Here is a 19,523-nt window from a genome sequence, read left to right on the forward strand (position 1 = left end):
CTGCTCTCAATCGCATGATCCAAGTTGCAAAGCCTGATAGCTATGAAGTTAAAGCTTAATCTCAACCTAGTTTAGAACTTGATTGGCTCAATTCTCAATCATGCAACAACGCCTCTCTGATATGACTATTAAGAAGGGGGCATCAATTGTTGTTTGTAATGCAGAAGCTTGGTTTAGAACAGAGATTCTAGAGATTCAGTTGAATGATGAAACAGTTGAAACTGTGTCTGAAGGTGAAGTAGGTATAAAACTCCGCCATAGTGTTTTCAAGACATCTGAGTTGTGGCTGGAAGATAGTCGTTGACACAAGCTAATAACTCGCTTGGAGCGAACTGCCAAAAGAGCTCGGTATTGACTTGAAGCTTATTGACCGCCGCTCAAGTGAACTGTTACGTTGCCTGTATTCATTGCCTTGAAGGCAGCAGTGAGGCGATCGCACCAACAGGAATTTACAGCAGAAATCAAGAGTAGTCTCATGCAACAGATATGCTAAAAACGCTTTGGGCTACGGTTCAGCAAGGAAAAATTGAGTTATTGGAGTCAGCAGAACTACCGGAAAGGGTAAGGGTGTTGGTAACAGTTTTATCTGAAGATGAGGCTGAATTTTGGTTGAACGCAAGCCAAACATCACCTGATGCAGTTTGGGACAATGCTGAGGATGATGTGTATGCCCAGCTACTCCAAGCATGACGTTATTCTAGTGCACTATCCCTTCTCAGATTTGTCGAGTTCAAAGGTAAGACCTGCTGTTGTGGTCAGCACTTCACACCCCTCTCAAACACAGTTCGAGTTTTTTACTGCATGAGAATCTGAGCCAATAGCTCTGGTGCAATCCAAAAGCCAGCTTTTTTGATTAGATCCTCAACAATCGGTTGCAATGACTCAATTTCACCTAGCTCCTTAGCACGCAGCAAGATTCCTAAAATCCCTGTTACTTTCAATCCTAGAGACTTAGCAACTTTTCTGCCTTCACGTTCATCTAGCAGTATCCAGTCTGCTTTTATTTCAACCGCAACGGCAATTGCCTCAGCTTCTCCCCGATCTAGTGTTTGCTTCAATAGTTGGACAAGAGGTTCATTATTTACCCTTTGAGCTTGAATCCATCCAGATGAGATTGCTCCGCGAATTGCTTGAGAACCGGGTCGTTCTTCATCAATTTTCAACTCATCTAATACCGCATTAGGAATCAAAATTTTGCCAAATTGCTGATGCAGGAGTTCAAGCTGATTCACAATCGCCAAGTTGAGAATTGGTGAAGTGTTACTCACTACGGGCATAGCTTAAATCATCATCCAATTCTTCAAAACCATAATGCCGAAACACGCCACGGCGAGAAAGTACCTGCCCAAACTCGTATTTATCCATCTCAGCGAGTTCTCGCGCTTTTCCAAAGGAGAGAATATCCTGTGTATAAAGAGCAATGGCAAGTTCCCTCAGCAATTCCTGTTCAATACGCTGCTCAGGCAGACGCAGAGCTTGAACAATAGAGTCAGAGATCGAGATTTGTAGTCCCATTTTCACTTAACTCATAAGGGGCAATCTTTTACCATCATGATACACTCAACGACCAAGCGCCAGAGCTTAGCGCGGTTCAACAAGTACCGTAGGGTGCGTTGCTGACAAGCAAACGCACCGATTTGCTGAGCATACTAATCTGTCCCCTCCTCAAAAATATTCAATGCTCAATTACGATGGTGTTGAGATGGAGGAGAACTTAGGAGTAAAGCCACATGTCAGATTTGCTCAAGAGAATTACAGTTAATCCAAGACAATGCGGTGGTCGTCCTTGTATTCGAGGTATGAGAATTAGAGTTTCGGATGTACTGGATTTATTTGCGGCAGGGTTGAGTGCTGAGCAAATTTTAGAAGAAATGCCTGATTTAGAGGCTGATGATCTGAAGGCAGCCCTTCTATACGCCTCACGTAAGCTTAATCATCCAGTGCTGGTTGCATGACAATTTGGGTTAGACGCACATTTGTCGCCTGCGATCGCAACAAAGACAGTGATTTTGTTGATCTCGTTGATCGCTTTGGCTCACCACCACAAATTATTTGGCTAACATGCGGCAACACCTCAAATGCTCGGCTGCGAGAAATTTTGAGTACTACTTTGCTAGAAGCCCTAGAGCTTCTACGATCTGGTGAAGTTTTAGTTGAAATTAGCGGAGACTAGTGCGATCGCCATCTTGTAGGGTGCGTTGCTGCCAAGCAAACGCACCGTTTTATTGAACACAGTAAAAGGGTGGTCTATTTCACCCACCCCGCAACTTTCTTGATTGGCGATCGCCAGCTACTTTAGCGTCCGCCTACAACAACGTTTTTGATCCGAACATGAGGGCCACCAACGCTGACGGGCAGAGGAGACTGTCCGCCCTTACCGCAGCCGCCATTGGTGTAAACAGAATCGCTGCCGATCGCCTCAATGTCCTTCAACGTCTGGAAGACATTGCCGCTGAGGGTAACATCGCTGACCGGTTCAGCAATCTTGCCATCGCGAATCATGTAGCCTTCAGCCGCCGCAAAGGTAAACATCTCACCGTTAGTTTGTCCGCCCAACATACGAACGGCATAGACACCTTCCTCAATGTCACCAATCATCTCCTCAAAGGTGCGATCGCCCGGTTCGATTCCCGTATTCGTCATTCGCACAATCGGCGGATGGGTTGCATTCATCGCTCGCGCATTGCCCGTTGGCTGCTCGTGCATCTTGCCTGCGGTTTCCCGGTTGTGCAAACGCTGGGTCAACACACCGTCTTTGATTAAAAACTTGCGCTGTGCCGGAACGCCCTCATCGTCATACTTCAAGGAACCCGGCAGGTCAGGCATCGTGGCATCGTCTACCACGTTCAGTTGAGGAATTCCGAGGGGTTTGCCCACAACCAGCAATTCCTGCATTCTAGGATTCTCGTAAACAAAATCTGCCTCCGAGAGATGCCCAAACGCCTCATGAATGAACACGCCTGCCAGATAAGGGTCAAGCAAAACAGTGTACTGTCCACCCTTCACTGAGGTTGCGTCAAGCTGACCGATCGCCCGCTTTGCCGCGCCGTGAACCCGATCCTCAGCGCCCAGCAGCACGTTGTAGTCAGAGCGAGAGTGGATTGACTCAAACCCCTGACGCACCACGCCGCCTTCACCTCTAGCAATCACGCCGAATCTGCCAGAAACATCCAGCCGCTCTTGAGCAATGCAGGTGCCCAGAGAGTTAACGAAATAAGTGGTGTTAAAGCGATCGCTATACCCTGACATCGTCGTCTGAATGCGCGGGTCAGTATCCAGCAACAGTTGGTTGTAGCGCTCAACGAGTTGCCGCTTTTCCTCCAGGGAAATACCTCTAGGATCTCTGCCAAACTTTACCGACACGTAATCTTGAATGGGTTCCACATCGGCTAGCTGTGTGGTTTCGCTGCCGACTAAGTGAGCCTGGGCGATCGCTTCTTCAATCCGTCCCTTTAGCTCAGACAACCCGTTGAACGTGACAAAACTCCAGCCACCTTTGTGGCAGGCGCGAATCCCACCCGACAGAGAAAAGCTGCGGTCTACCGCATCCAACTGCGCCCCGCGATAGGAAATGACGCTCGCCTCACCCTGCTCTAGTCGAATCTCCAAGTAATCGACGCGATCGCGGTAAGGCGTAATCGCATCTAGCAGACGATCTTGCATGGAAGCAATAGAAATAACCACGCGCTTTTCTCTCCGACTCAATTCGTTCAGACTGACTTCCTTCAGTCTAAAACCTGTCCGAAGATTCTGGTGACTCTGTTAGATCCATATCAATTCTCAATCAAGTAGGATTTGAGCAAGCTTGAGAAATGCTATGCCTTCAACTCAACCTCGCCGCAAACTTCTAACAATCCTTACGCCTCTGCGGGAATACCTTCAGCAGGAATACCAGGAACGCCTCGATCGCATTATCTTATTTGGTTCTCATGCTAGAGACGAAGCAACGGACACCTCTGACATTGATGTCTTAATTGTTTTAGAAGATCCGGTCAATGCTAGCGAAGAACTGCGTCGCACCAGTCAATTCATTGCTCAACTATGCCTGGATCACAACCTTTTGATTTCTCGACTATTTATGGGGCGATCGCGGTTTGAAACTGAGAACTCACCGCTGCTACGAAACATTCGGTCTGACGGAATTGTCCTATGACCCCAGAACAACAAGCCCTGCTTCACAAAGCACAACGTAGCCTGGAAGCGTCTCAAAATTTGATTGAACAAGGATTTTATGAGTTTGCAGTATCTCGTGCTTACTATGCCATGCTCGTGCAGACTACGATCCTGTTCCTGAATTATCTCAGCGAGATGCCAAAACGCTAGTTGAGCAAGCTCAAGCTTTTCTAACTGTTGCTTTACAAAACTTAGACTCTAGCAGCAGGTAAACGACTAGCAGGTCAAATTTGACTGAAAGGCTACTTGTCATTCCCAATGACCAAGCAGGAGCATACAAGTCTCTCCTGAGAGTGGCAGCATTTCCAGGTTTTTTGGTTTATGCTAAAAATGGTTTGCATTAGTACTTCTTTGTGGTAAACCAAACGTAGTTTAAGAAATTGGAATAACAGCGTGGAGCGATCGCCGACTGACCAGACTTTAATTGACCAGCCCCCTGACCAACCGCTTGATGCCAAAAGTGCTGCCAAACAGCCGTTTGTGCCCGTGATGCGAGAGTTGGTGAGAGCCTATCAAGCGTTTGAAAGTTATACCGATGAAAATATCCGCCAACTGGGGCTGACTTCCCCTCAGTTTGATGTGATTGCCACGCTGGGAAATACCACGGGCATGACGATGAATACGCTAGCTGAGAAAACCCTGGTGACTAAGGGAACGCTCACTGGCATTGTCGATCGCCTGGAAAAAAAGGGATTTGTCCGACGTGAAGTGCCAGAGGGCGATCGCCGCTGTTTTGTCATCGTGCTAACCCCCGAAGGGGAGCAACTGTTTGAGCAAGTTTTTCCGGCTCAGATTGCCTACATCAAACAGCGATTTGACAAGCTCGATTCGTCCGATCTGGAAGAAATTTTGGCAGCGCTAAAGAAACTGCGGAGTATTTTCTAACTTTTCCTAGTACACCAAAAAACCTCTGTGCGATAGGGATGCTCAATGATGGGGCGATCGCGTGTTTGAGGATGATGTTCAAGTAATTCACGCATTTGCCGAAGAACGGTTTGCTGTGTTTGAGCATTGAGTGCGGCAATGAAACTAATAGAAGCAACTCGATCAATAGCTGCGTCCAGATCATACTGATGTGCATAGGAAAAAATTTGAGTTTCGAGCGGTGTGAATAAGTCCGTTTGCTCAAACGCTGTTCGCCACTGTCCGGTTCGATAACGGGGTGCATCTCCCTCGTGGGGCGTAATGATTGCTGAGATTTGCGCTACCCAATCTACTGACTCATCGCGAACATTCCAAATCAACCCAAGGTAGCCACCCGGCTTTAGCACCCGATGAATTTCTGCTAACGCCGCTTCTCCCTGAAACCAGTGAAATGCTTGAGCGACGGTAACTACATCAGTCGAAGCAGCGTCTAAGGGAATGGATTCAGCGGTTCCGTTAAGAACAGGTATATTCGGCAAAAGCGCTTCAAATTTTTGCCGCATCCCTTCAACTGGCTCGATCGCCATGACTTGACAGCCCAAATCTTGTAACTGCCGGGTAAATTTGCCTGTTCCTGCTGCCAGATCTACGACCGTTGTGGCAGATGAAAGGTTGAGCGTTTGCTGCAAAAACTCAATCGCTGCAGCAGGATAGCCAGGTCTACCTCGTTCATAGGCATCAGCCCCCATCTGAAAACCTTGACGTGCAGCAGCGTGAACAGAATTGGCAGTAGTCATTTCCTTGAAGCAAGCTCGACGGTTTACTTCATCTTCGTCGCAATTGGCGATTCGCTCAAATAATTTCCGAGAGGAAAAAGATTTTCTACTTTTAATTGTTTGCATTCAAACAATGATTGTGATAGAACATGAAAGTACTGGTTCAAACAGTGCAGAAACAAATTGTATTGGTTCAAATATATTTGGAACTTTGATTAGGAACGATCGCCATGACTCAACCTTCGACTAGCCGCGAACCCTTTGTATTACCGCTGGATGCAGGCACTCACTGGATCTGTAGCTGTGGGCAAAGCAAAAATGCGCCTTACTGCGATGGTTCTCACAAGGGCACTCCATTCCAGCCGATTGCATTAGAACTTGAATTACCACAGACCGTTGTAATTTCTGACTGGGCAAAGCAATAGAGCGGTAAGGCAATAGGTACGCAAGGCAGTAGAGACACACCCAGGAAACACGAGGAAAACACCGTGAAAATTAAAATTTTGGCTCCTGATTCGGCTTCTTATCCCAATTCACAACCCGCTAGCACTACTCAAGCAAGTAACGACAGGGACATCGTTCCCCTGATTGCCCGAATTTTGTTGTCTTCGATCTATCTGGTGTCTGGGGTAAACAAAATTCTGAATCCGGTAGGCACCCAGGAATACATGGCAGCTAACGGTATGTTTTGGACGGGATTGTTTTTGGTAGCAGCGATCGCCATAGAACTAGCTGGCGGACTTTCCCTGCTGCTGGGCTACAAAACTCGCCTCGGAGCGATCGCGCTGGTGATTTTCCTGATTCCCGCCACGCTGATCTTTCACACCAACTTTGCCGATCCGATTCAGCAAATCATGTTTCTCAAAAACCTGGGATTGCTCGGCGGTCTGCTCCTGGTTATGCAATACGGACCTGGACGCATCAGTCTCGATCGCACTCGCTGATTTCTCGTTACAAGGCTCCGCCTTGTAATGCCCCTGGTGAGGCTCTGCCTCGTAGAAGTTGCAAGAGACAGAGTCTCAACCTCGTCTCCAGGTAGAACCTAGAGACGAGGTTGTAACCAAGTTTCTGTGTAAGAGATCTGAATACCAAAACTACTGGAGCAAACCAATGGCATTGGGAATGTTGGTTGATGGCAAGTGGGTTAAAGACTGGACAGAGCGAGACGGGAAGGGCAGATTTAACCGAATGCCGACTCACTTTCACAACACAGTGACAGCAGATGGCTCCAGCGGCTTTAAAGCTGAACCAGGACGCTATCACCTCTACGTGTCGCTAGGTTGTCCTTGGGCACATCGCACCGTGATCATCCGAAAGCTGAAAGGCTTGGAGGATGTAATCAGCCTGTCAATTGTTGATCCGGTAATTAGTGAGGAAGGCTGGGCATTTTCTGATGTGCCAGGGTGCATTCCCGATACGGTGAATGGCACTCACTATTTGCGCGAAGTTTACACGTTGGCAGATCCTAACTATTCTGGGCGAGTTACCGTTCCGGTGCTGTGGGATAAGCAGACAGGCGCAATTGTCAATAATGAATCACGCCAAATCATTCGGATGTTTGACACCGAGTTTGCGGCTTTTTCTACGACCGGGGCTGACCTCTATCCCAAAGATTTTCAGCAACAGATTGATCAGACCATCGACGAGATCTATCAACCCATCAACAACGGGGTATATCGGTCTGGATTTGCCAATTCCCAAGCGGCTTACGAGGAAGCAGTGACAGAGCTATTCGCCGCTTTGGATCGGTGGGAAAAGGTGTTGGAAAATCAGAGATATTTGTGTGGCGATCGCCTCACCGAAGCTGACATCTGCATGTTCACCACGCTGTTTCGGTTTGACCTGGCTTATCACGGTCTATTTAAGTGCAACCTGCGACGACTGGTCGATTACCCCAACCTGTGGGGCTATCTGCGCGATCTTTACCAGCATCCAGGTGTGGCAGAAGTATGCAGCATTGAACACGTTAAACGACTCTATTACGCCGGAATTCCTCAACTGAATCTTAATCGCATCGTTCCGCTGGGTCCAGCGATAGATTTTAGCGCCCCACACGATCGCGCTAGGCTGGGCAATAGAGAGATGGCGATTCGGTAGATTTCAAGCAATCAGGGAGAAGATTATGGGACTCGGCATGTTGATGGATGGGAAGTGGGTCACAGAGCGGGAACAAGAGGACAAAAAAGGTAAGTTTGTCCGCCCCTCGACCACGTTTCGTAACTGGATTACGGCAGATGGTTCTAGTGGGTTTAAGGCAGAGCGCGATCGCTATCATCTCTACGTCTCCCTAGCTTGCCCTTGGGCGCATCGCACCCTGATCATGCGTCAGCTAAAAGGACTGAGCGATGCAATCTCTGTATCAGTTGTCGATCCTGAACTAGGTAACAACAGTTGGGAATTTTCCGAAGGAGAGGGCTGCATTCCCGATACGGTAAATCACACCCGTTACCTGTGGGAGCTTTACACCAAAGTTGAGCCGGATTACACCGGACGAGTCACCGTTCCGGTGCTGTGGGATAAGCAAAAAGGCACCATCGTCAACAACGAATCTCGCGAGATCATCCGGATGTTAGACACTGAGTTTGGTGAAATTGCCAAACCCGATGTAGACCTCTATCCCGAAGCGCTCCAGCAGCAGATTGATGAAACCATCGACGCAATCTATCAACCGATCAACAACGGAGTCTATCGCGCTGGATTTGCCACCACTCAGGAAGCCTACGAAGAAGCTGTCACAGAGCTATTCGAGAATTTAGATCATTGGGAAACGGTGTTAGACAAGCAACGATATTTGTGTGGCGATCGCCTCACCGAAGCCGACATCTGCATGTTCACCACGCTGCTACGCTTCGACGCAGTCTACTACGTTCACTTCAAGTGCAACCTGCGCCGCATTGTGGATTACCCCAACCTCTGGGGCTACTTGCGCGATTTATATCAGCACCCCGGTGTTAAAGAAACCTGTAACCTCGACCACATCAAGCGCCACTACTACAAGAGCCACCCCAAGGTAAACCCGACCCGCATTGTCCCCAAAGGGCCCATTATCGACTTTGAAATTCCTCACAACCGTGATACTCAACTCAGCTAATCCCTAATTCCCAAACCCTTACAAACTGCTTTGCATCACTAAAGGGCCTTCTGGAATTGGAGGCGCTGTAGACGACTCCAGTGTGATCAGGAGCTGAATTTCCTCAGTTGGAATAGCATCTCTAGGAATCGAAAGCTGAGCTAGCGTTTCTCCCTGAGCGGTTGTGCCAAATTGACCATAATAAATGGGTTCTGTGCTGCCAGGAGTCAGTCCCCAAAGCCGATAAGCTTGTCCGGCAGGAGGTTCGGGCAAGTTCTGCACGGTGACTAAAATTTGATCTTGATTAGGATTTACGACCAACCGACCGGAAGCAGCTGTTGTTTCCCCGGTTCCTTCCAGGGCATAGACTTCGGTTTCAGGCTGACGTAGCGCTTGAATAACTGCATCTGCACTTTCCAGGTCTTGGCGGAGGCGGTAGTTATCCAGTCCCAGGGCAATCGCCAGAAACGCAGCAACAGCTCCACCCATTTCCAGCCAAATTCGACGACGGGCACGTCTGTGGGGTCTAGCGGGGCGATCGCCCTCTTGCACGGCATCTAAAATCGCTGCACGCAGGTGAGCCGGAGGCTCCTGCTGCGGCAGACCATAGGGCAACAAATCCAAAACTTCCTGAAGCTGCTTAACTTCTCCCCTCAGATCAGGATTTTCATTAAGCAATCGTTCAACAATCTCAGCCTCTTCAGGGTCGAGATCATCAAGGGTATAACCCGCTATCAATTCTTCCCAGTTTTCAGGAAGGGAGGGTCTGATCATGGTGTGTCACTACTGAATAAAATCCCGCAAATGTTGTTTGAGTTTCAAAAGTCCCTGACGAGTTCGGGTTTTGACGGTACCTAACGGAATGCCCAACCGCTGGGCGATTTCTGACTGACTCAACCCCTCGAAATAGGCAATTTCTAGAACCTGTCGTTCTGAGTCCGGTAGCCGAGCTAACGCCTCTCGGATCAGCTGCGATCGCTCGTTGATTGAAACTTGCTCTAGCGGGTTAGCTGAAATTTCTTCAGCCGTTGAAATTCGCTTCCAGCGCTGAAGAAATCTCAGCTTTGTGTTGCGCGATCGCAAGCGGTCAATCGATCGAGAGCGAGTCATGGTTACCAAAAAGCTGCTCAGCGAGCCGCGAGTTGGGTTGTAATTGTCCTTGTGCCAGAGTGCCAAAAAAATCTCTTGCGTGACATCTTCAGCTTCCTCAGAATTAGACAAAATCCTCAGTGCTAGCCCGTAGACCAAATTTGAGTAGCGGTCATATAAAGCACTCAGCGCTTCAATACGACCCGCTTTTAGCGCCAAAAATAGGTCTGCGTCAGTTTGGTCTGACGCAGATGGCTCAGGCTTGGGAGAATCAGGATGCATTGCGTCTGATCAACGACTCCAAGATTAATAAAGGAAGGAGCAATTTCATCCCTGGCCACGCACCTCTATGCAGGTCTATATGCAATACGAGTAACAAGTGGCGATCGGATTTCAAATCTGTGTAAGTTCAGATTAAGGGAGGATACTCCAAAAAAATAGATCCAAGGGCGAATCAAGCGCCGAAAGAGCAGACATCCTAATCGACTTTCCCTTAACTCAGCCGAAGTAATTTTTCTCACAAGGTACTGATGCCCGTCTAAGTTAAAGTCCAGCCTAGATAAACGTCCGCTCGCTTCCAGGATTCAGTACAGGAATCAATCCACGACTCTCTAACCTAAACAATTCACTATTGATCCAATAACAGGTTCGTATAGACAGGAGCAGATTTCCGATTTCTTATAATGTAAAAAGCAAGTAACATTGTTACTGAGTCAATCCTACAAAAGCAGAAATTGTGTTTGTCCTCAACGGCTACGAATATTTTTTGGGCTTCCTGCTCATCTGTAGTCTGGTTCCTGTCCTGGCCTTTGTGACCGCCAGGCTTGTTCGACCCCACCCTGAAGGCGTAGAGCGAAGAATCACCTATGAGTCTGGGATGGAGCCAATTGGTGGAGCCTGGATTCAGTTCAACATTCGCTATTACATGTTTGCGCTAGTCTTCGTCATTTTCGACGTTGAGACAGTGTTTCTTTACCCCTGGGCTGTTGCATTCAACCAACTTGGGCTACTGGCCTTTGTGGAAGCCCTGATATTTATTGCAATTCTTGTCGTTGGTCTCGTTTACGCATGGAGGAAAGGCGCACTGGAATGGTCATGAACCCTAGTACTTCAACCCCCGAAAATACAGCTATTATTAGCCCAGCCGAGTATCCCCAAGTCACCCAGGACTTATCAGAAAACGTAATTCTGACCACGCTGGATGACCTGCATAACTGGGCAAGACTTTCGAGTCTGTGGCCCCTCTTGTATGGCACTGCCTGCTGCTTTATTGAGTTTGCAGCGCTGATTGGCTCTCGATTTGACTTCGACCGCTTTGGTCTGGTTCCCCGTTCTAGCCCGCGTCAAGCTGACCTAATCATCACCGCCGGAACCATTACGATGAAAATGGCTCCCGCGCTGGTGCGGCTGTATGAGCAAATGCCTGAACCCAAGTATGTGATTGCAATGGGTGCTTGCACGATCACAGGCGGCATGTTCAGCACTGATTCTCCTACCGCGGTTCGAGGTGTGGATAAGCTAATTCCAGTAGATGTTTACATTCCTGGATGTCCTCCCCGTCCTGAAGCAATTATTGATGCAATTATCAAGCTGCGGAAAAAGATCTCGAATGAATCTTTGCAGGAACGTGGAATAGCCGCGCAGACCCACCGCTACCGCACTGTTTCTCATAATCTAAACATCGTGCCCGACATTCTGACGGGTAAGTATCTGCAGGCAGAGGCTCGACAAGCACCGCCTAAAGAACTGATGGAAGCAATGGGTATGCCCATCACACCAGCCCTCCAGGAAGTTGAGAAAGAGGAGAGCGATCGTGGCTGAAGAAGCTAAGCAGGAAGGCACTCAGGCTGAAGAGCAGGGTGATGCCAAAATTGTCGAAGCTGGCAAAGTGTCTAGCTGGCTGACTGAGAATGGATTTGAGCATGAGTCGCTAGAAAAAGACCACAGCGGTGTTGAAGTGCTCAAAGTTGATCGAGAGTTTTTGCTGCCCTTTGCGACTGCCCTTTACGCTTACGGTTTCAATTACTTAGCGTGTCAGGCTGCCTACGACACTGGTCCAGGAGGCGATCTGGTCAGCACCTACCACCTGCTCAAGCTGAGCGATAATGCAGACCGTCCTGATGAAGTTCGCCTAAAAGTGTTCTTGCCTAGAGAAGATCCGAAGGTGCCTTCGGTCTATTGGATCTGGAAGGCAGCAGACTGGCAGGAGCGAGAAAGCTATGACATGTATGGGATTGTCTATGAAGGACACCCCAACCTGAAGCGCCTCCTGATGAATGAAGACTGGGTTGGCTGGCCGTTGCGGAAAGATTATATTTCTCCAGACTTCTACGAACTTCAGGACGCCTATTAGAGGAATGAAGGATGAGGGGTGAAAGCCCTTGATTTCTGTTTCAGGCTTTAGCTTGAGAATGAGTCATCCACCAAGTCGTCATACTGATTACTTGAATTAGAACAAAAGAGGGTGAAGGTTAAGCCTTCACCCTCTTTTTTATTGCCGCAGTTCTACGCTGCTACGAGTATCAACGTGTTCAAGTTAGAAGTATCAAAGCTGCCTAACTCAGCGGTTTGACGAAAGACAGACTGGCGTGAACTTTGCGGAATCCTGTGGATTCGTATAGAGTTTGGGCACAGTTGGGGTTTTCGGTGTCTACACCGAGTTTTGCAGTGTCTACTCCAGCGGCTTTGAGTTGTTGTAGACCCGCTAGCAGCATGGCCCTTCCCAATCCCAAGCGACGAAATCCGCGACGGGTGCCCACCATGCCAACCCAACTATCGCTGCGTCCCGTTTGGCGATTTTCCTCAATGGGAATGTGGCAATAGCAGAAGGCGGCAAAGGTGCCGTCTGGGGCGATCGCCACCAGATCCAACTCCGGTCGATAGTTAGGGTCGCTCAGCCAGTGCCGATGGACCTCAGCAGTCAACGGGTGATAGTTCCAGTGATCAATAAAGGACTGGTTGTGCATTTCGACCCAGGCTTCAATGTCTGCTTCTCCCTGGCTGTGCCGGATGGTGAAGCCTTCTGGTAGTTGGGGTGTGGGAATGGGTTGGGTGAGCGATCGCTCCATTCTTAGGAATCGCCGCACAAAGGTAAAGCCATGCTCTTCCAACAGTGCGATCAACTCAGTTTGCTTATCGCGAGCGTGACCGTAGAGCTTTACAGGAATGCCTCGCTCCAGCCAGATTTCGTGCATCCGGGCTTCACCCCAGGCAATGATTTCGGATTCAAGCCTGCCGCCACGAGCTTCAGGATCGACCCGAAACCAGAGGTGCCCATCTACTTCAGGGCTCTCTGTGCTGAGGGGAATCCACATTTGCCCAAAGCCGATCAGCTTACCGTCGCCATCGTGCCACAGCCGCAAGTTACGAGCTGCGTCAAAGCTCGGTTCGCTAAACTCCAGCCGCAAATCTTGCACAGAATGATAGTTATCAAGCTGGTCTACGGCTTCGCAGGTGTTGAGCAGATGGGCGATCGCCTCCAAATCGGTTTCACCCGCGTAGGGGCGCATTCTTAAAGTCATCATGGCGTATTGCACCTGTTTATAGGAATAAACGTCGCTCCAGATGATGAGTCGATCTAGCGTGACGAACTTGCTGGGTTGTATGAGTTTGAGTTTGAAAATGAGTTTGAGAGTTTGAGCTAGCACGGTTAGGTCTAGAAACCTCTTCTGGTGGAGGTTTGCGCCGCTCAAACGAACGAACGTAGAGTAATAACATGGCTGTCCGGGAAGAAGTAGGTTGGAATAATTGCGTTATACTACAATATACTACTTAAACACTACAATTTCCTGAGTGGTTCACAAATTTGTCAAGATTTAGGCAATTAGGCTCAAGATGGGCGATCGCCATAGGAAATTCAGATCTTCAGCTTCTTTGATAGGCTGAAGATCTCGGTGCTGCATTCCTAGTGATCTGATGAGCTAGAATCTTTACCGCCGCAGCGGGGAGGCGCGGTTCTGGGTTTCACGCCAGAGTTTGAAGATCAGCCATTCCGTGCGATCGCCCAAACTTGCCACAAACACACCATTAACCTCTTCTGAGCTAGAGCAAACCCAGGTACCGTGCAGGCTCACCTCAACGTACTCAGCGTCACTTTTGGTCAGGGTGATTGTGCCATAGGTTTCTTGTTGAATGGCAGACTCAAGCGATCGCAACCCGATCAAGTTGGTGGGCAACAAGAAAGCAGCCGTCCCGCGCTCAACAATCAAACGCTGTCCGGTTCGCAGTGACAAAATCACCCGTAGCGTCATCCAATCTTCAACTGATTGGGGTAAATGTTCTAGATGTAGACCCGTTTCCGTGTAGGTAAATTTCAGCATCACCGGGGACTCCCTTCGGATTTCTTCAGGCTTCTGGGTTTTCAGAACTGTCCATCGGACGAAAGTGGGGCACGAACTTGGTTCTAGCTAGGTAGCTGTTCTAATGGGTTAATGCGAGTGCGTGAGCAACGAGTGACTTAGCAATTTCAATAACTTCACAGACAAGAACCCCCGCTTCCGTAACTTAGAAGCGGGGGCTGGAAAAACTGGTTCAGGTTTTTCTAGTCCTCTCCGGGTACAGCAGTTCTTGACCTGTACCGCCCGCCTCGTGAGTCTGGTTCATCTACTGGCAAATCGGATAGATCGATTCCCCGATTTTTTCCATCTAGTCTGGTGACTATGCCAAAGCCAAAGCCTCGCATCTCTTCGCCTGCGACCAGATTGCCAGCACCATCGCCACCCGCAGCAATCGCCGCCAGCAACGCAAAAGCCAAGCTTTGAGGCTCGGCAGCGTGGCGTGAAGTGCAAAGGGTGGATGGGTAACTCACAGGTTTATTTGCTGAAACATATTGCTTGATTCTGACATTCAATATACTACACTCGTGTTACGAAGGTGTCTACACATCTTCAAAAAAACTCAACTAGACCTTATCTATTTCAGGAGGACTGAAATGTACACGATGAATCGCACGGCAACAACAGAAATGGAAGTAACCAGCATCCGGCTGGAGCGAGATCTCAAAGACCGACTCAAAGATTTGGCAGGCAATCAGGGCTATCAAGCTTTGATTCGGGATGTGCTGTGGAATTATGTGCAGCAAAAGTCTGGAGACTATCAGCCACAATTGTCGCCAGAGGAGATACGAGCCAGCGTAGAGGCTACAGCTCAAACAGAAGAAAGGTGTGTGTTGACGGGCAAGTTAATCAGACCCCAGGAACGGATGCTGTTGGGGTTAACCAAGAGCGGCGAAATGGTGCCTCTCAGTATGGAGAGCTTAGCCAGGTAAGTTCAAGCTGGTTACTTCAAATTTTTAGTCAGCGGCAGACAGTCGTTACAGGTCTGCCAACGGAGCAGGGAGAGGCGATCGCTCACCCAGGTCATAGCCCTTAGCGATCGTCCGCTCCAGCCGTTGTACTCGTTTGTTTGAGTTAGGATGGGTCGCCAAAAAGTCGATATTTGCTCCTTCTTGCTGACTCAACCGTTCAAAAAAGTCTGTCGCTCCAGCAACGTGTCCATAGGTTTGCTGCAAAAGATTTAAGCCAAATTCATCCGCCTGCAATTCTTGCCCTTGGGAGAATTGAGCATTACTGATGCTGGACAGTCCAGAAATCGCTACATCCTGGAGTCCACCTGTATCCCCAAAGAAAACGGCAATGAGTAACTGCAAGACTAATCCTCTACTCAGCCGCCGCAGATGGTCACGGTTAGCAAAATGCCCCAATTCGTGCCCCAGTACCATCATCAGCTCATTCTCTGATTCTGTCTGAGCTAGTAGTCCCCGGTAAATGATGACGCGATCGCCCGGAATGGCGATCGCATTCACCGTCGCATCAGGAATGTATAGCACCTGGTAGTCGTGATCTTGCTGTTGCTCAGGGGGAAGATTTGCCTCCAGGCGATCAAGCAATTGATTGAGCGAGTCTTGAGCCGCCGATGGTTCTGCCATTTGCTCAAACACAGGCACGGTGAATGTACCCAATTGCCGCTCGACGCTAGGCGGAATTAGCCAGACCAACCCATTCACCAGCGCCCCAAATAGCCAGAAGGCAAAAAACACAACCGCGATGATTAATCCAACGACGAGCAAAATTTGCCGCTTTTTAGGTTCTGGGTTGCGATCGCCGCGATAGCTTGCCGTTCCGGGCGGTAACTCAATCGGCATAGTCTAACTGCTCTTGACGGGACGGAAAGGATGGATGAAGTTGACGAAGGGGTAAAGCTGACGTGACTGAATCCACAATCTGCCTGTGCCGCTAAATCGGCAGACAAAGCCTTCTCCGCCAAAGATACCAGTTCTCAAGCCTTTGAACGACAAGCCGCCCAACATCTCAACGTTGTAGTTAAGCGTGTCTTCAAAAGCAACGATGTAGCCCGTATCTACGACATAATCTCCGGTCACGGGAATCTCGATGATTGCGCCAAACGAGCTAAACCAGAAGTCACCATAGCCCGTCACCTTCAGCAAAAACAAAGACTCGCCGCTAAAGAAGCCTTTGAAGCCCTGAAACTTACTGTCAATGGTGACGGTGGGACTAGCAGCGATAAAGCCTGAAGATTGCACCATCAAACCGCTATTGCCGTCAAAACAATAATGCCGAATGTCTCCCGGTACTCCTGGTGAAATCAGCAGTTCTCCGGGCTTGCCCTCAGCGGTAAATTCGCTAACAAACAGCGACTCACCACCCAACATTCGCCCCAGTCCTTTCATCAAGCCGCCCTGCACTTTAGACTTCATTTTGATGTGAGAGTCCATTGCTGCCATCGCGCCCGACTCGACGAGGACAGTCTGGTTTGCCTGAAGTTTGAGCGTTAAAGCGGCGTAGGCAGGAGCATGCTGAATCTCATAAGCAGTTTCAGTAGTCATATTAATTGCTTAAGAATGAGTAGTTTACTAATTTGTGGAGCAGGCAAGATGCCTGCTTGAGATGGACGGGCAGGATGCCCATCCCCACAAGTGGGTTTACCGGGGTGGCAATTTGCTGCCAATCAATCTGCCAAATGCCCCAGGGTTGTGAGTTTGGCAGAACAGCCGCCCCTGCCCCTGGAACCGACAAATCAGCCCTTCTCCACCCAAAAATGCGCCGACCCAGCTAGAGCCTGCCTTTGTGACTGAGAAATTCAACGTTTTTTCAAAGGCGACGATGTGCCCTGTATCAACGATGTATTCGCCGTCTACCTTAATTTCGTAAATGCCGCCAAAGGCGCTGAGCAGCACCAGCCCGCTACCGCTAGCAGTCAGCCAAAAAACCGATTCCCCTGAAAAGACCGACTTCAGCCCTTGAAATCCTAAGTCAAGGTCAACTCCGGGCGTGCTAGCCAAATATCCGGTGGATTGAACTACGAGGTCATGGGCACCCATCTGGTAGGGCAAAATGTCGCCCATCAGCTTTGGAGCCAGGTAAATTTCGGCGGATGTGGAGCCAGAGCGGAAGACGCTGAGAAACATCGATTCCCCGGCTAGCATTCGCTTTAATCCACCAAAAACGCCTCCTCCTTTGCCCTTTCGCAGCGTCGTGTTGACGTTCATATGACCGCTCATGGAAACCATCGCGCCTGCTTCGGCAACGAGTTCTTCTTGGGGTTCCATATCAATTTTGGCGATCGCACTATCGGGCTGATGTAAAATATCAACTTTCATTGAGAAGCCTTCTTATGTAAGAACTAGCGCAGCTTAGAGCGCAAAAACCTGACCAATCCATCACTGCTGCGAGACTGGAGATAAATGGTTCCCTGCCCGGTCAGGCGATTTACCAAGCCCTCACCTGATGTGACAGAGCCAACCAACCCACTGGCTAAGCGAATATTCATTTGGATGCTGGGTTCATAGGCAACTAGATGTCCGGTGTCTACCGTGAAATCGCCATTTACACGACGCTGGCTCAAGCCGCCATACGCGCCAAAAAACACCAGCCCACGACCGCTTAGCTTCAGCTTAAACAGCCCCTCTCCGGCAAACAAGCTCGAAAAGCCAGCCCACTGCACCCCCATCTGAACTCCGGGTGTGTGAGCAATGTAAGCACCAGGCTGAAAGCAAATCTCATTTCCCTGAAGCTCCATCAAACCGACATCGCCCACAGTAGACTGAGTTAAGACCAGCTCCAGCGGTTGCTGAGTTTCATTCGTAAATACATTGACAAAGAGCGACTCCCCACCCAGAAACTTTTTCAACAGCCCAGGAACTAGACCGCCGGAAAACTCAGTTTTCATTGAGAGCTTTGCCGCCATGCTGGCCATTGCCCCAGCTTCAGCTGTGATGCGATCGCCCGGATTTAACGTCAAAAAAACAGTTGCAAAAGCAGGTTTATAACGGATCTCGTATTTCACCCACGTACCTCATCCCAAAGACATAAATACTCTACAAATCTGGCAGGCGAAATTTCGTTCTGTGGATCTTTTAAGAAAATGTAATTATGCCTCAAGCTCGTAAACAATTTGGACAACACTGGCTGCGTAGTGAAAAGGCGTTGCAGAAAATTGTGGCAGCAGCGGGGTTAGTGGAGGGCGATCGCGTCTTAGAAATTGGCCCTGGTCGAGGAGCCTTGACCCGGCCGCTTCTAGAAAAGGCAGCAGCGGTAGTTGCCGTTGAGATTGACCGAGATTTATGCAAGCTGCTAGTAGAAAAGTTAGGCAAAATTGATCATTTTTTGCTACTCCAGGGAGATGTCCTTTCCCTTGATTTAGAAGCTGCACTGGCGGCATTTCCAGACTTTCAGCAGCCCAACAAAGTGGTTGCAAATATTCCGTATAACATTACTGGGCCAATTTTAGAGAAGCTGCTGGGGGCGATCGCCACCCCAAACCCCCGCCCCTTTGAGGTGATCGTGCTGCTGTTGCAAAAAGAAGTTGCCCTGCGGCTGTGTGCCCGTCCTGGCTCCAGAAACTATGGGGCGCTATCTGTGCGAGTGCAGTATTTAGCCGAGTGCGAATGGATTTGTGATGTCACGGCTAAAGCCTTTCAGCCGCCACCCAAAGTTGATTCCGCTGTCGTGCGATTGCGTCCACGCCAGTTTCATCTGCCTGTAACCAATGTTCGTAAGCTGGAAACTTTGGTGAAGCTGGGGTTTGCGACAAAGCGTAAGATGTTGCGAAATAACTTGATGAGTGTGGTGGAGCGCGATCGCCTCAACCAGTTACTAGAACAACTCGAAATCAACCCCCAAGCCCGCGCCGAAGATTTAAGCGTCGAGAATTGGGTGGCATTGAGTAATCAGTTAGCAGAAGAAGTTAAGGACTGAGGTAAATATGCGGAAAGATTCTAGCTGTTTAGCTTAATCTGCATAATATGCAGAAATAACCTGCTTATTATGCAGATTCGGTGTGTTGTGCAGAACCATCCTGCCTATCCACCAACCATTAGGATCTTATGCGGAAAATTTCAGTCTATTATTTCAGTCTATTAATAGTTATGCGGCTTAATTATCTACAATCCTTGGGCGTCTTCTAAACTCCATCTCGAAATGCAAATTGAACAATACACTCCTCAGCATCTTGATGCTATTGTTCGTCTTTCGCTTCGGGCATGGACTCCAGTTTTTGAATCGATTCAGAATGCGATGGATGCCGACGTGTAC

General features: G+C 49.0%; 29 protein-coding genes. 16 read left to right on the forward strand and 13 right to left on the reverse strand.

The genetic code is table 11. The features are described from left to right. Window positions 1-100: 100 nt before the first annotated feature. Together H6F93_RS02300 and H6F93_RS02305 are read left to right on the forward strand one after the other, a co-directional pair. Window positions 101-304 carry a hypothetical protein gene (locus H6F93_RS02300; protein ID WP_190678906.1) on the forward strand — a complete coding sequence of 68 codons (204 nt, stop codon included), beginning with the start codon at window positions 101-103 and terminating at the stop codon, window positions 302-304. 182 nt (window positions 305-486) lie between these two features. After that, complete coding sequence (locus H6F93_RS02305) at window positions 487-690, forward strand: hypothetical protein (protein WP_190678909.1); 204 nt, start codon at window positions 487-489, stop codon at window positions 688-690. A gap of 104 nt (window positions 691-794) precedes the next feature. Here H6F93_RS02305 and H6F93_RS02310 read toward each other — a convergent pair whose 3' ends face one another. Then, window positions 795-1,277 carry a PIN domain-containing protein gene (locus H6F93_RS02310; protein ID WP_190678911.1) on the reverse strand — a complete coding sequence of 161 codons (483 nt, stop codon included), beginning with the start codon at window positions 1,275-1,277 and terminating at the stop codon, window positions 795-797. Next, the gene (locus H6F93_RS02315) at window positions 1,261-1,515 is read right to left on the reverse strand and encodes a UPF0175 family protein (RefSeq protein ID WP_190678912.1); all 255 of its coding nucleotides are present in this window, start codon (window positions 1,513-1,515) and stop codon (window positions 1,261-1,263) included. The genes H6F93_RS02310 and H6F93_RS02315 overlap by 17 nt, the downstream gene beginning before the upstream one ends. Window positions 1,516-1,730: 215 nt before the next feature. Between H6F93_RS02315 and H6F93_RS02320 the strand changes: the two genes are divergently transcribed. Then, window positions 1,731-1,955, forward strand: coding sequence for a DUF433 domain-containing protein (locus H6F93_RS02320; RefSeq protein ID WP_190678914.1), 225 nt, complete (start codon window positions 1,731-1,733; stop codon window positions 1,953-1,955). Further along, window positions 1,952-2,173 carry a DUF5615 family PIN-like protein gene (locus H6F93_RS02325; RefSeq protein ID WP_190678916.1) on the forward strand — a complete coding sequence of 74 codons (222 nt, stop codon included), beginning with the start codon at window positions 1,952-1,954 and terminating at the stop codon, window positions 2,171-2,173. The genes H6F93_RS02320 and H6F93_RS02325 overlap by 4 nt, the downstream gene beginning before the upstream one ends. 122 nt (window positions 2,174-2,295) lie before the next feature. Here H6F93_RS02325 and H6F93_RS02330 read toward each other — a convergent pair whose 3' ends face one another. Continuing rightward, window positions 2,296-3,684, reverse strand: coding sequence for a metallopeptidase TldD-related protein (locus tag H6F93_RS02330; protein ID WP_524537880.1), 1,389 nt, complete (start codon window positions 3,682-3,684; stop codon window positions 2,296-2,298). A gap of 133 nt (window positions 3,685-3,817) precedes the next feature. Here H6F93_RS02330 and H6F93_RS02335 point away from each other — a divergent pair, with 133 nt between their 5' ends. From H6F93_RS02335 to H6F93_RS02345, 3 genes are all read left to right on the forward strand, one after another. Next, window positions 3,818-4,153 carry a nucleotidyltransferase domain-containing protein gene (locus H6F93_RS02335; protein WP_190645060.1) on the forward strand — a complete coding sequence of 112 codons (336 nt, stop codon included), beginning with the start codon at window positions 3,818-3,820 and terminating at the stop codon, window positions 4,151-4,153. Then, on the forward strand, window positions 4,150-4,323 hold the full coding sequence (locus tag H6F93_RS02340; protein ID WP_190645061.1) for a HEPN domain-containing protein: 174 nt from the start codon (window positions 4,150-4,152) through the stop codon (window positions 4,321-4,323). Before H6F93_RS02335 ends, H6F93_RS02340 begins: the two co-directional genes overlap by 4 nt. Before the next feature lie 243 nt (window positions 4,324-4,566). Continuing rightward, window positions 4,567-5,058 (forward strand): MarR family winged helix-turn-helix transcriptional regulator, encoded by a 492-nt coding sequence (locus H6F93_RS02345; RefSeq protein WP_524537881.1) that lies wholly within the window; start codon window positions 4,567-4,569, stop codon window positions 5,056-5,058. Here H6F93_RS02345 and H6F93_RS02350 read toward each other — a convergent pair. Next, a complete protein-coding gene (locus H6F93_RS02350; RefSeq protein ID WP_190678918.1) occupies window positions 5,055-5,834 on the reverse strand; it encodes a class I SAM-dependent methyltransferase in 780 nt (259 codons plus the stop codon). The two genes, H6F93_RS02345 and H6F93_RS02350, sit on opposite strands and share 4 nt — an antisense overlap. A 209-nt stretch (window positions 5,835-6,043) precedes the next feature. On the opposite strand from H6F93_RS02350, the gene H6F93_RS02355 reads away from it, so the two are divergent. From H6F93_RS02355 to H6F93_RS02370, 4 genes are all read left to right on the forward strand, one after another. Further along, a complete protein-coding gene (locus H6F93_RS02355; protein WP_190678920.1) occupies window positions 6,044-6,238 on the forward strand; it encodes a CDGSH iron-sulfur domain-containing protein in 195 nt (64 codons plus the stop codon). A gap of 63 nt (window positions 6,239-6,301) precedes the next feature. Beyond that, window positions 6,302-6,757 (forward strand): DoxX family protein, encoded by a 456-nt coding sequence (locus H6F93_RS02360; protein ID WP_347277234.1) that lies wholly within the window; start codon window positions 6,302-6,304, stop codon window positions 6,755-6,757. Between the two features lie 166 nt (window positions 6,758-6,923). Further along, window positions 6,924-7,910: a glutathione S-transferase family protein gene (locus H6F93_RS02365; RefSeq protein WP_190678922.1), complete on the forward strand. Its 987-nt coding sequence runs from the start codon at window positions 6,924-6,926 to the stop codon at window positions 7,908-7,910. Window positions 7,911-7,935: 25 nt separating this feature from the next. Further along, window positions 7,936-8,904 carry a glutathione S-transferase family protein gene (locus H6F93_RS02370; RefSeq protein ID WP_190678924.1) on the forward strand — a complete coding sequence of 323 codons (969 nt, stop codon included), beginning with the start codon at window positions 7,936-7,938 and terminating at the stop codon, window positions 8,902-8,904. An 18-nt stretch (window positions 8,905-8,922) separates the two neighbouring features. On the opposite strand, the gene H6F93_RS02375 is transcribed toward H6F93_RS02370, so the two are convergent. Together H6F93_RS02375 and H6F93_RS02380 are read right to left on the reverse strand one after the other, a co-directional pair. Then, window positions 8,923-9,657, reverse strand: a complete 735-nt coding sequence (locus H6F93_RS02375; protein WP_190678926.1) for an anti-sigma factor — start codon at window positions 9,655-9,657, stop codon at window positions 8,923-8,925. A gap of 9 nt (window positions 9,658-9,666) precedes the next feature. Beyond that, entirely contained in the window at window positions 9,667-10,254 is a 588-nt protein-coding gene (locus tag H6F93_RS02380; protein WP_190678928.1) for a sigma-70 family RNA polymerase sigma factor, read from the reverse strand. Between the two features lie 454 nt (window positions 10,255-10,708). Here H6F93_RS02380 and ndhC point away from each other — a divergent pair, with 454 nt between their 5' ends. Genes ndhC through H6F93_RS02395 form a run of 3 tightly spaced genes read left to right on the forward strand, consistent with a single transcriptional unit; the run spans window position 10,709 to window position 12,325 of the window. After that, complete coding sequence (gene ndhC, locus H6F93_RS02385; protein WP_190645069.1) at window positions 10,709-11,071, forward strand: photosynthetic/respiratory NAD(P)H-quinone oxidoreductase subunit C; 363 nt, start codon at window positions 10,709-10,711, stop codon at window positions 11,069-11,071. Further along, window positions 11,068-11,793, forward strand: coding sequence for an NADH dehydrogenase subunit K (locus tag H6F93_RS02390; RefSeq protein ID WP_242043272.1), 726 nt, complete (start codon window positions 11,068-11,070; stop codon window positions 11,791-11,793). Before ndhC ends, H6F93_RS02390 begins: the two co-directional genes overlap by 4 nt. After that, window positions 11,786-12,325, forward strand: a complete 540-nt coding sequence (locus H6F93_RS02395) for an NAD(P)H-quinone oxidoreductase subunit J (protein ID WP_190678930.1) — start codon at window positions 11,786-11,788, stop codon at window positions 12,323-12,325. Before H6F93_RS02390 ends, H6F93_RS02395 begins: the two co-directional genes overlap by 8 nt. A 202-nt stretch (window positions 12,326-12,527) precedes the next feature. Here the strand turns inward: H6F93_RS02395 and H6F93_RS34990 are convergent, their stop codons facing one another. From H6F93_RS34990 to H6F93_RS02410, 3 genes are all read right to left on the reverse strand, one after another. Then, window positions 12,528-13,619, reverse strand: a complete 1,092-nt coding sequence (locus H6F93_RS34990) for a GNAT family N-acetyltransferase (protein ID WP_199313438.1) — start codon at window positions 13,617-13,619, stop codon at window positions 12,528-12,530. A gap of 282 nt (window positions 13,620-13,901) precedes the next feature. Next, window positions 13,902-14,291 carry an alr0857 family protein gene (locus tag H6F93_RS02405; protein ID WP_190678931.1) on the reverse strand — a complete coding sequence of 130 codons (390 nt, stop codon included), beginning with the start codon at window positions 14,289-14,291 and terminating at the stop codon, window positions 13,902-13,904. Between the two features lie 221 nt (window positions 14,292-14,512). After that, the gene (locus H6F93_RS02410) at window positions 14,513-14,779 is read right to left on the reverse strand and encodes a hypothetical protein (protein WP_190678933.1); all 267 of its coding nucleotides are present in this window, start codon (window positions 14,777-14,779) and stop codon (window positions 14,513-14,515) included. A 123-nt stretch (window positions 14,780-14,902) separates the two neighbouring features. Between H6F93_RS02410 and H6F93_RS02415 the strand changes: the two genes are divergently transcribed. Next, window positions 14,903-15,238 (forward strand): hypothetical protein, encoded by a 336-nt coding sequence (locus H6F93_RS02415; RefSeq protein WP_190678935.1) that lies wholly within the window; start codon window positions 14,903-14,905, stop codon window positions 15,236-15,238. A gap of 45 nt (window positions 15,239-15,283) precedes the next feature. Here H6F93_RS02415 and H6F93_RS02420 read toward each other — a convergent pair whose 3' ends face one another. The 4 genes from H6F93_RS02420 to H6F93_RS02435 all read right to left on the reverse strand — a co-directional run bounded on the left by H6F93_RS02420 (window position 15,284) and on the right by H6F93_RS02435 (window position 18,276). After that, window positions 15,284-16,114: a M48 family metallopeptidase gene (locus H6F93_RS02420; protein WP_190678937.1), complete on the reverse strand. Its 831-nt coding sequence runs from the start codon at window positions 16,112-16,114 to the stop codon at window positions 15,284-15,286. A 3-nt stretch (window positions 16,115-16,117) separates the two neighbouring features. After that, entirely contained in the window at window positions 16,118-16,816 is a 699-nt protein-coding gene (locus H6F93_RS02425) for a TIGR00266 family protein (RefSeq protein ID WP_190678939.1), read from the reverse strand. A 96-nt stretch (window positions 16,817-16,912) separates the two neighbouring features. Continuing rightward, the gene (locus H6F93_RS02430; protein ID WP_190678941.1) at window positions 16,913-17,590 is read right to left on the reverse strand and encodes a TIGR00266 family protein; all 678 of its coding nucleotides are present in this window, start codon (window positions 17,588-17,590) and stop codon (window positions 16,913-16,915) included. Window positions 17,591-17,613: 23 nt separating this feature from the next. Continuing rightward, a complete protein-coding gene (locus tag H6F93_RS02435) occupies window positions 17,614-18,276 on the reverse strand; it encodes a TIGR00266 family protein (RefSeq protein ID WP_190645079.1) in 663 nt (220 codons plus the stop codon). An 86-nt stretch (window positions 18,277-18,362) separates the two neighbouring features. On the opposite strand from H6F93_RS02435, the gene rsmA reads away from it, so the two are divergent. After that, complete coding sequence (gene rsmA, locus H6F93_RS02440) at window positions 18,363-19,187, forward strand: 16S rRNA (adenine(1518)-N(6)/adenine(1519)-N(6))-dimethyltransferase RsmA (RefSeq protein ID WP_190678944.1); 825 nt, start codon at window positions 18,363-18,365, stop codon at window positions 19,185-19,187. Window positions 19,188-19,523: the final 336 nt, after the last annotated feature.

Origin of the sequence: Leptolyngbya sp. FACHB-671, assembly GCF_014695745.1 — a bacterium.
In the GTDB taxonomy this organism is placed as follows: Bacteria; Cyanobacteriota; Cyanobacteriia; order Elainellales; family Elainellaceae; genus JAAUTN01.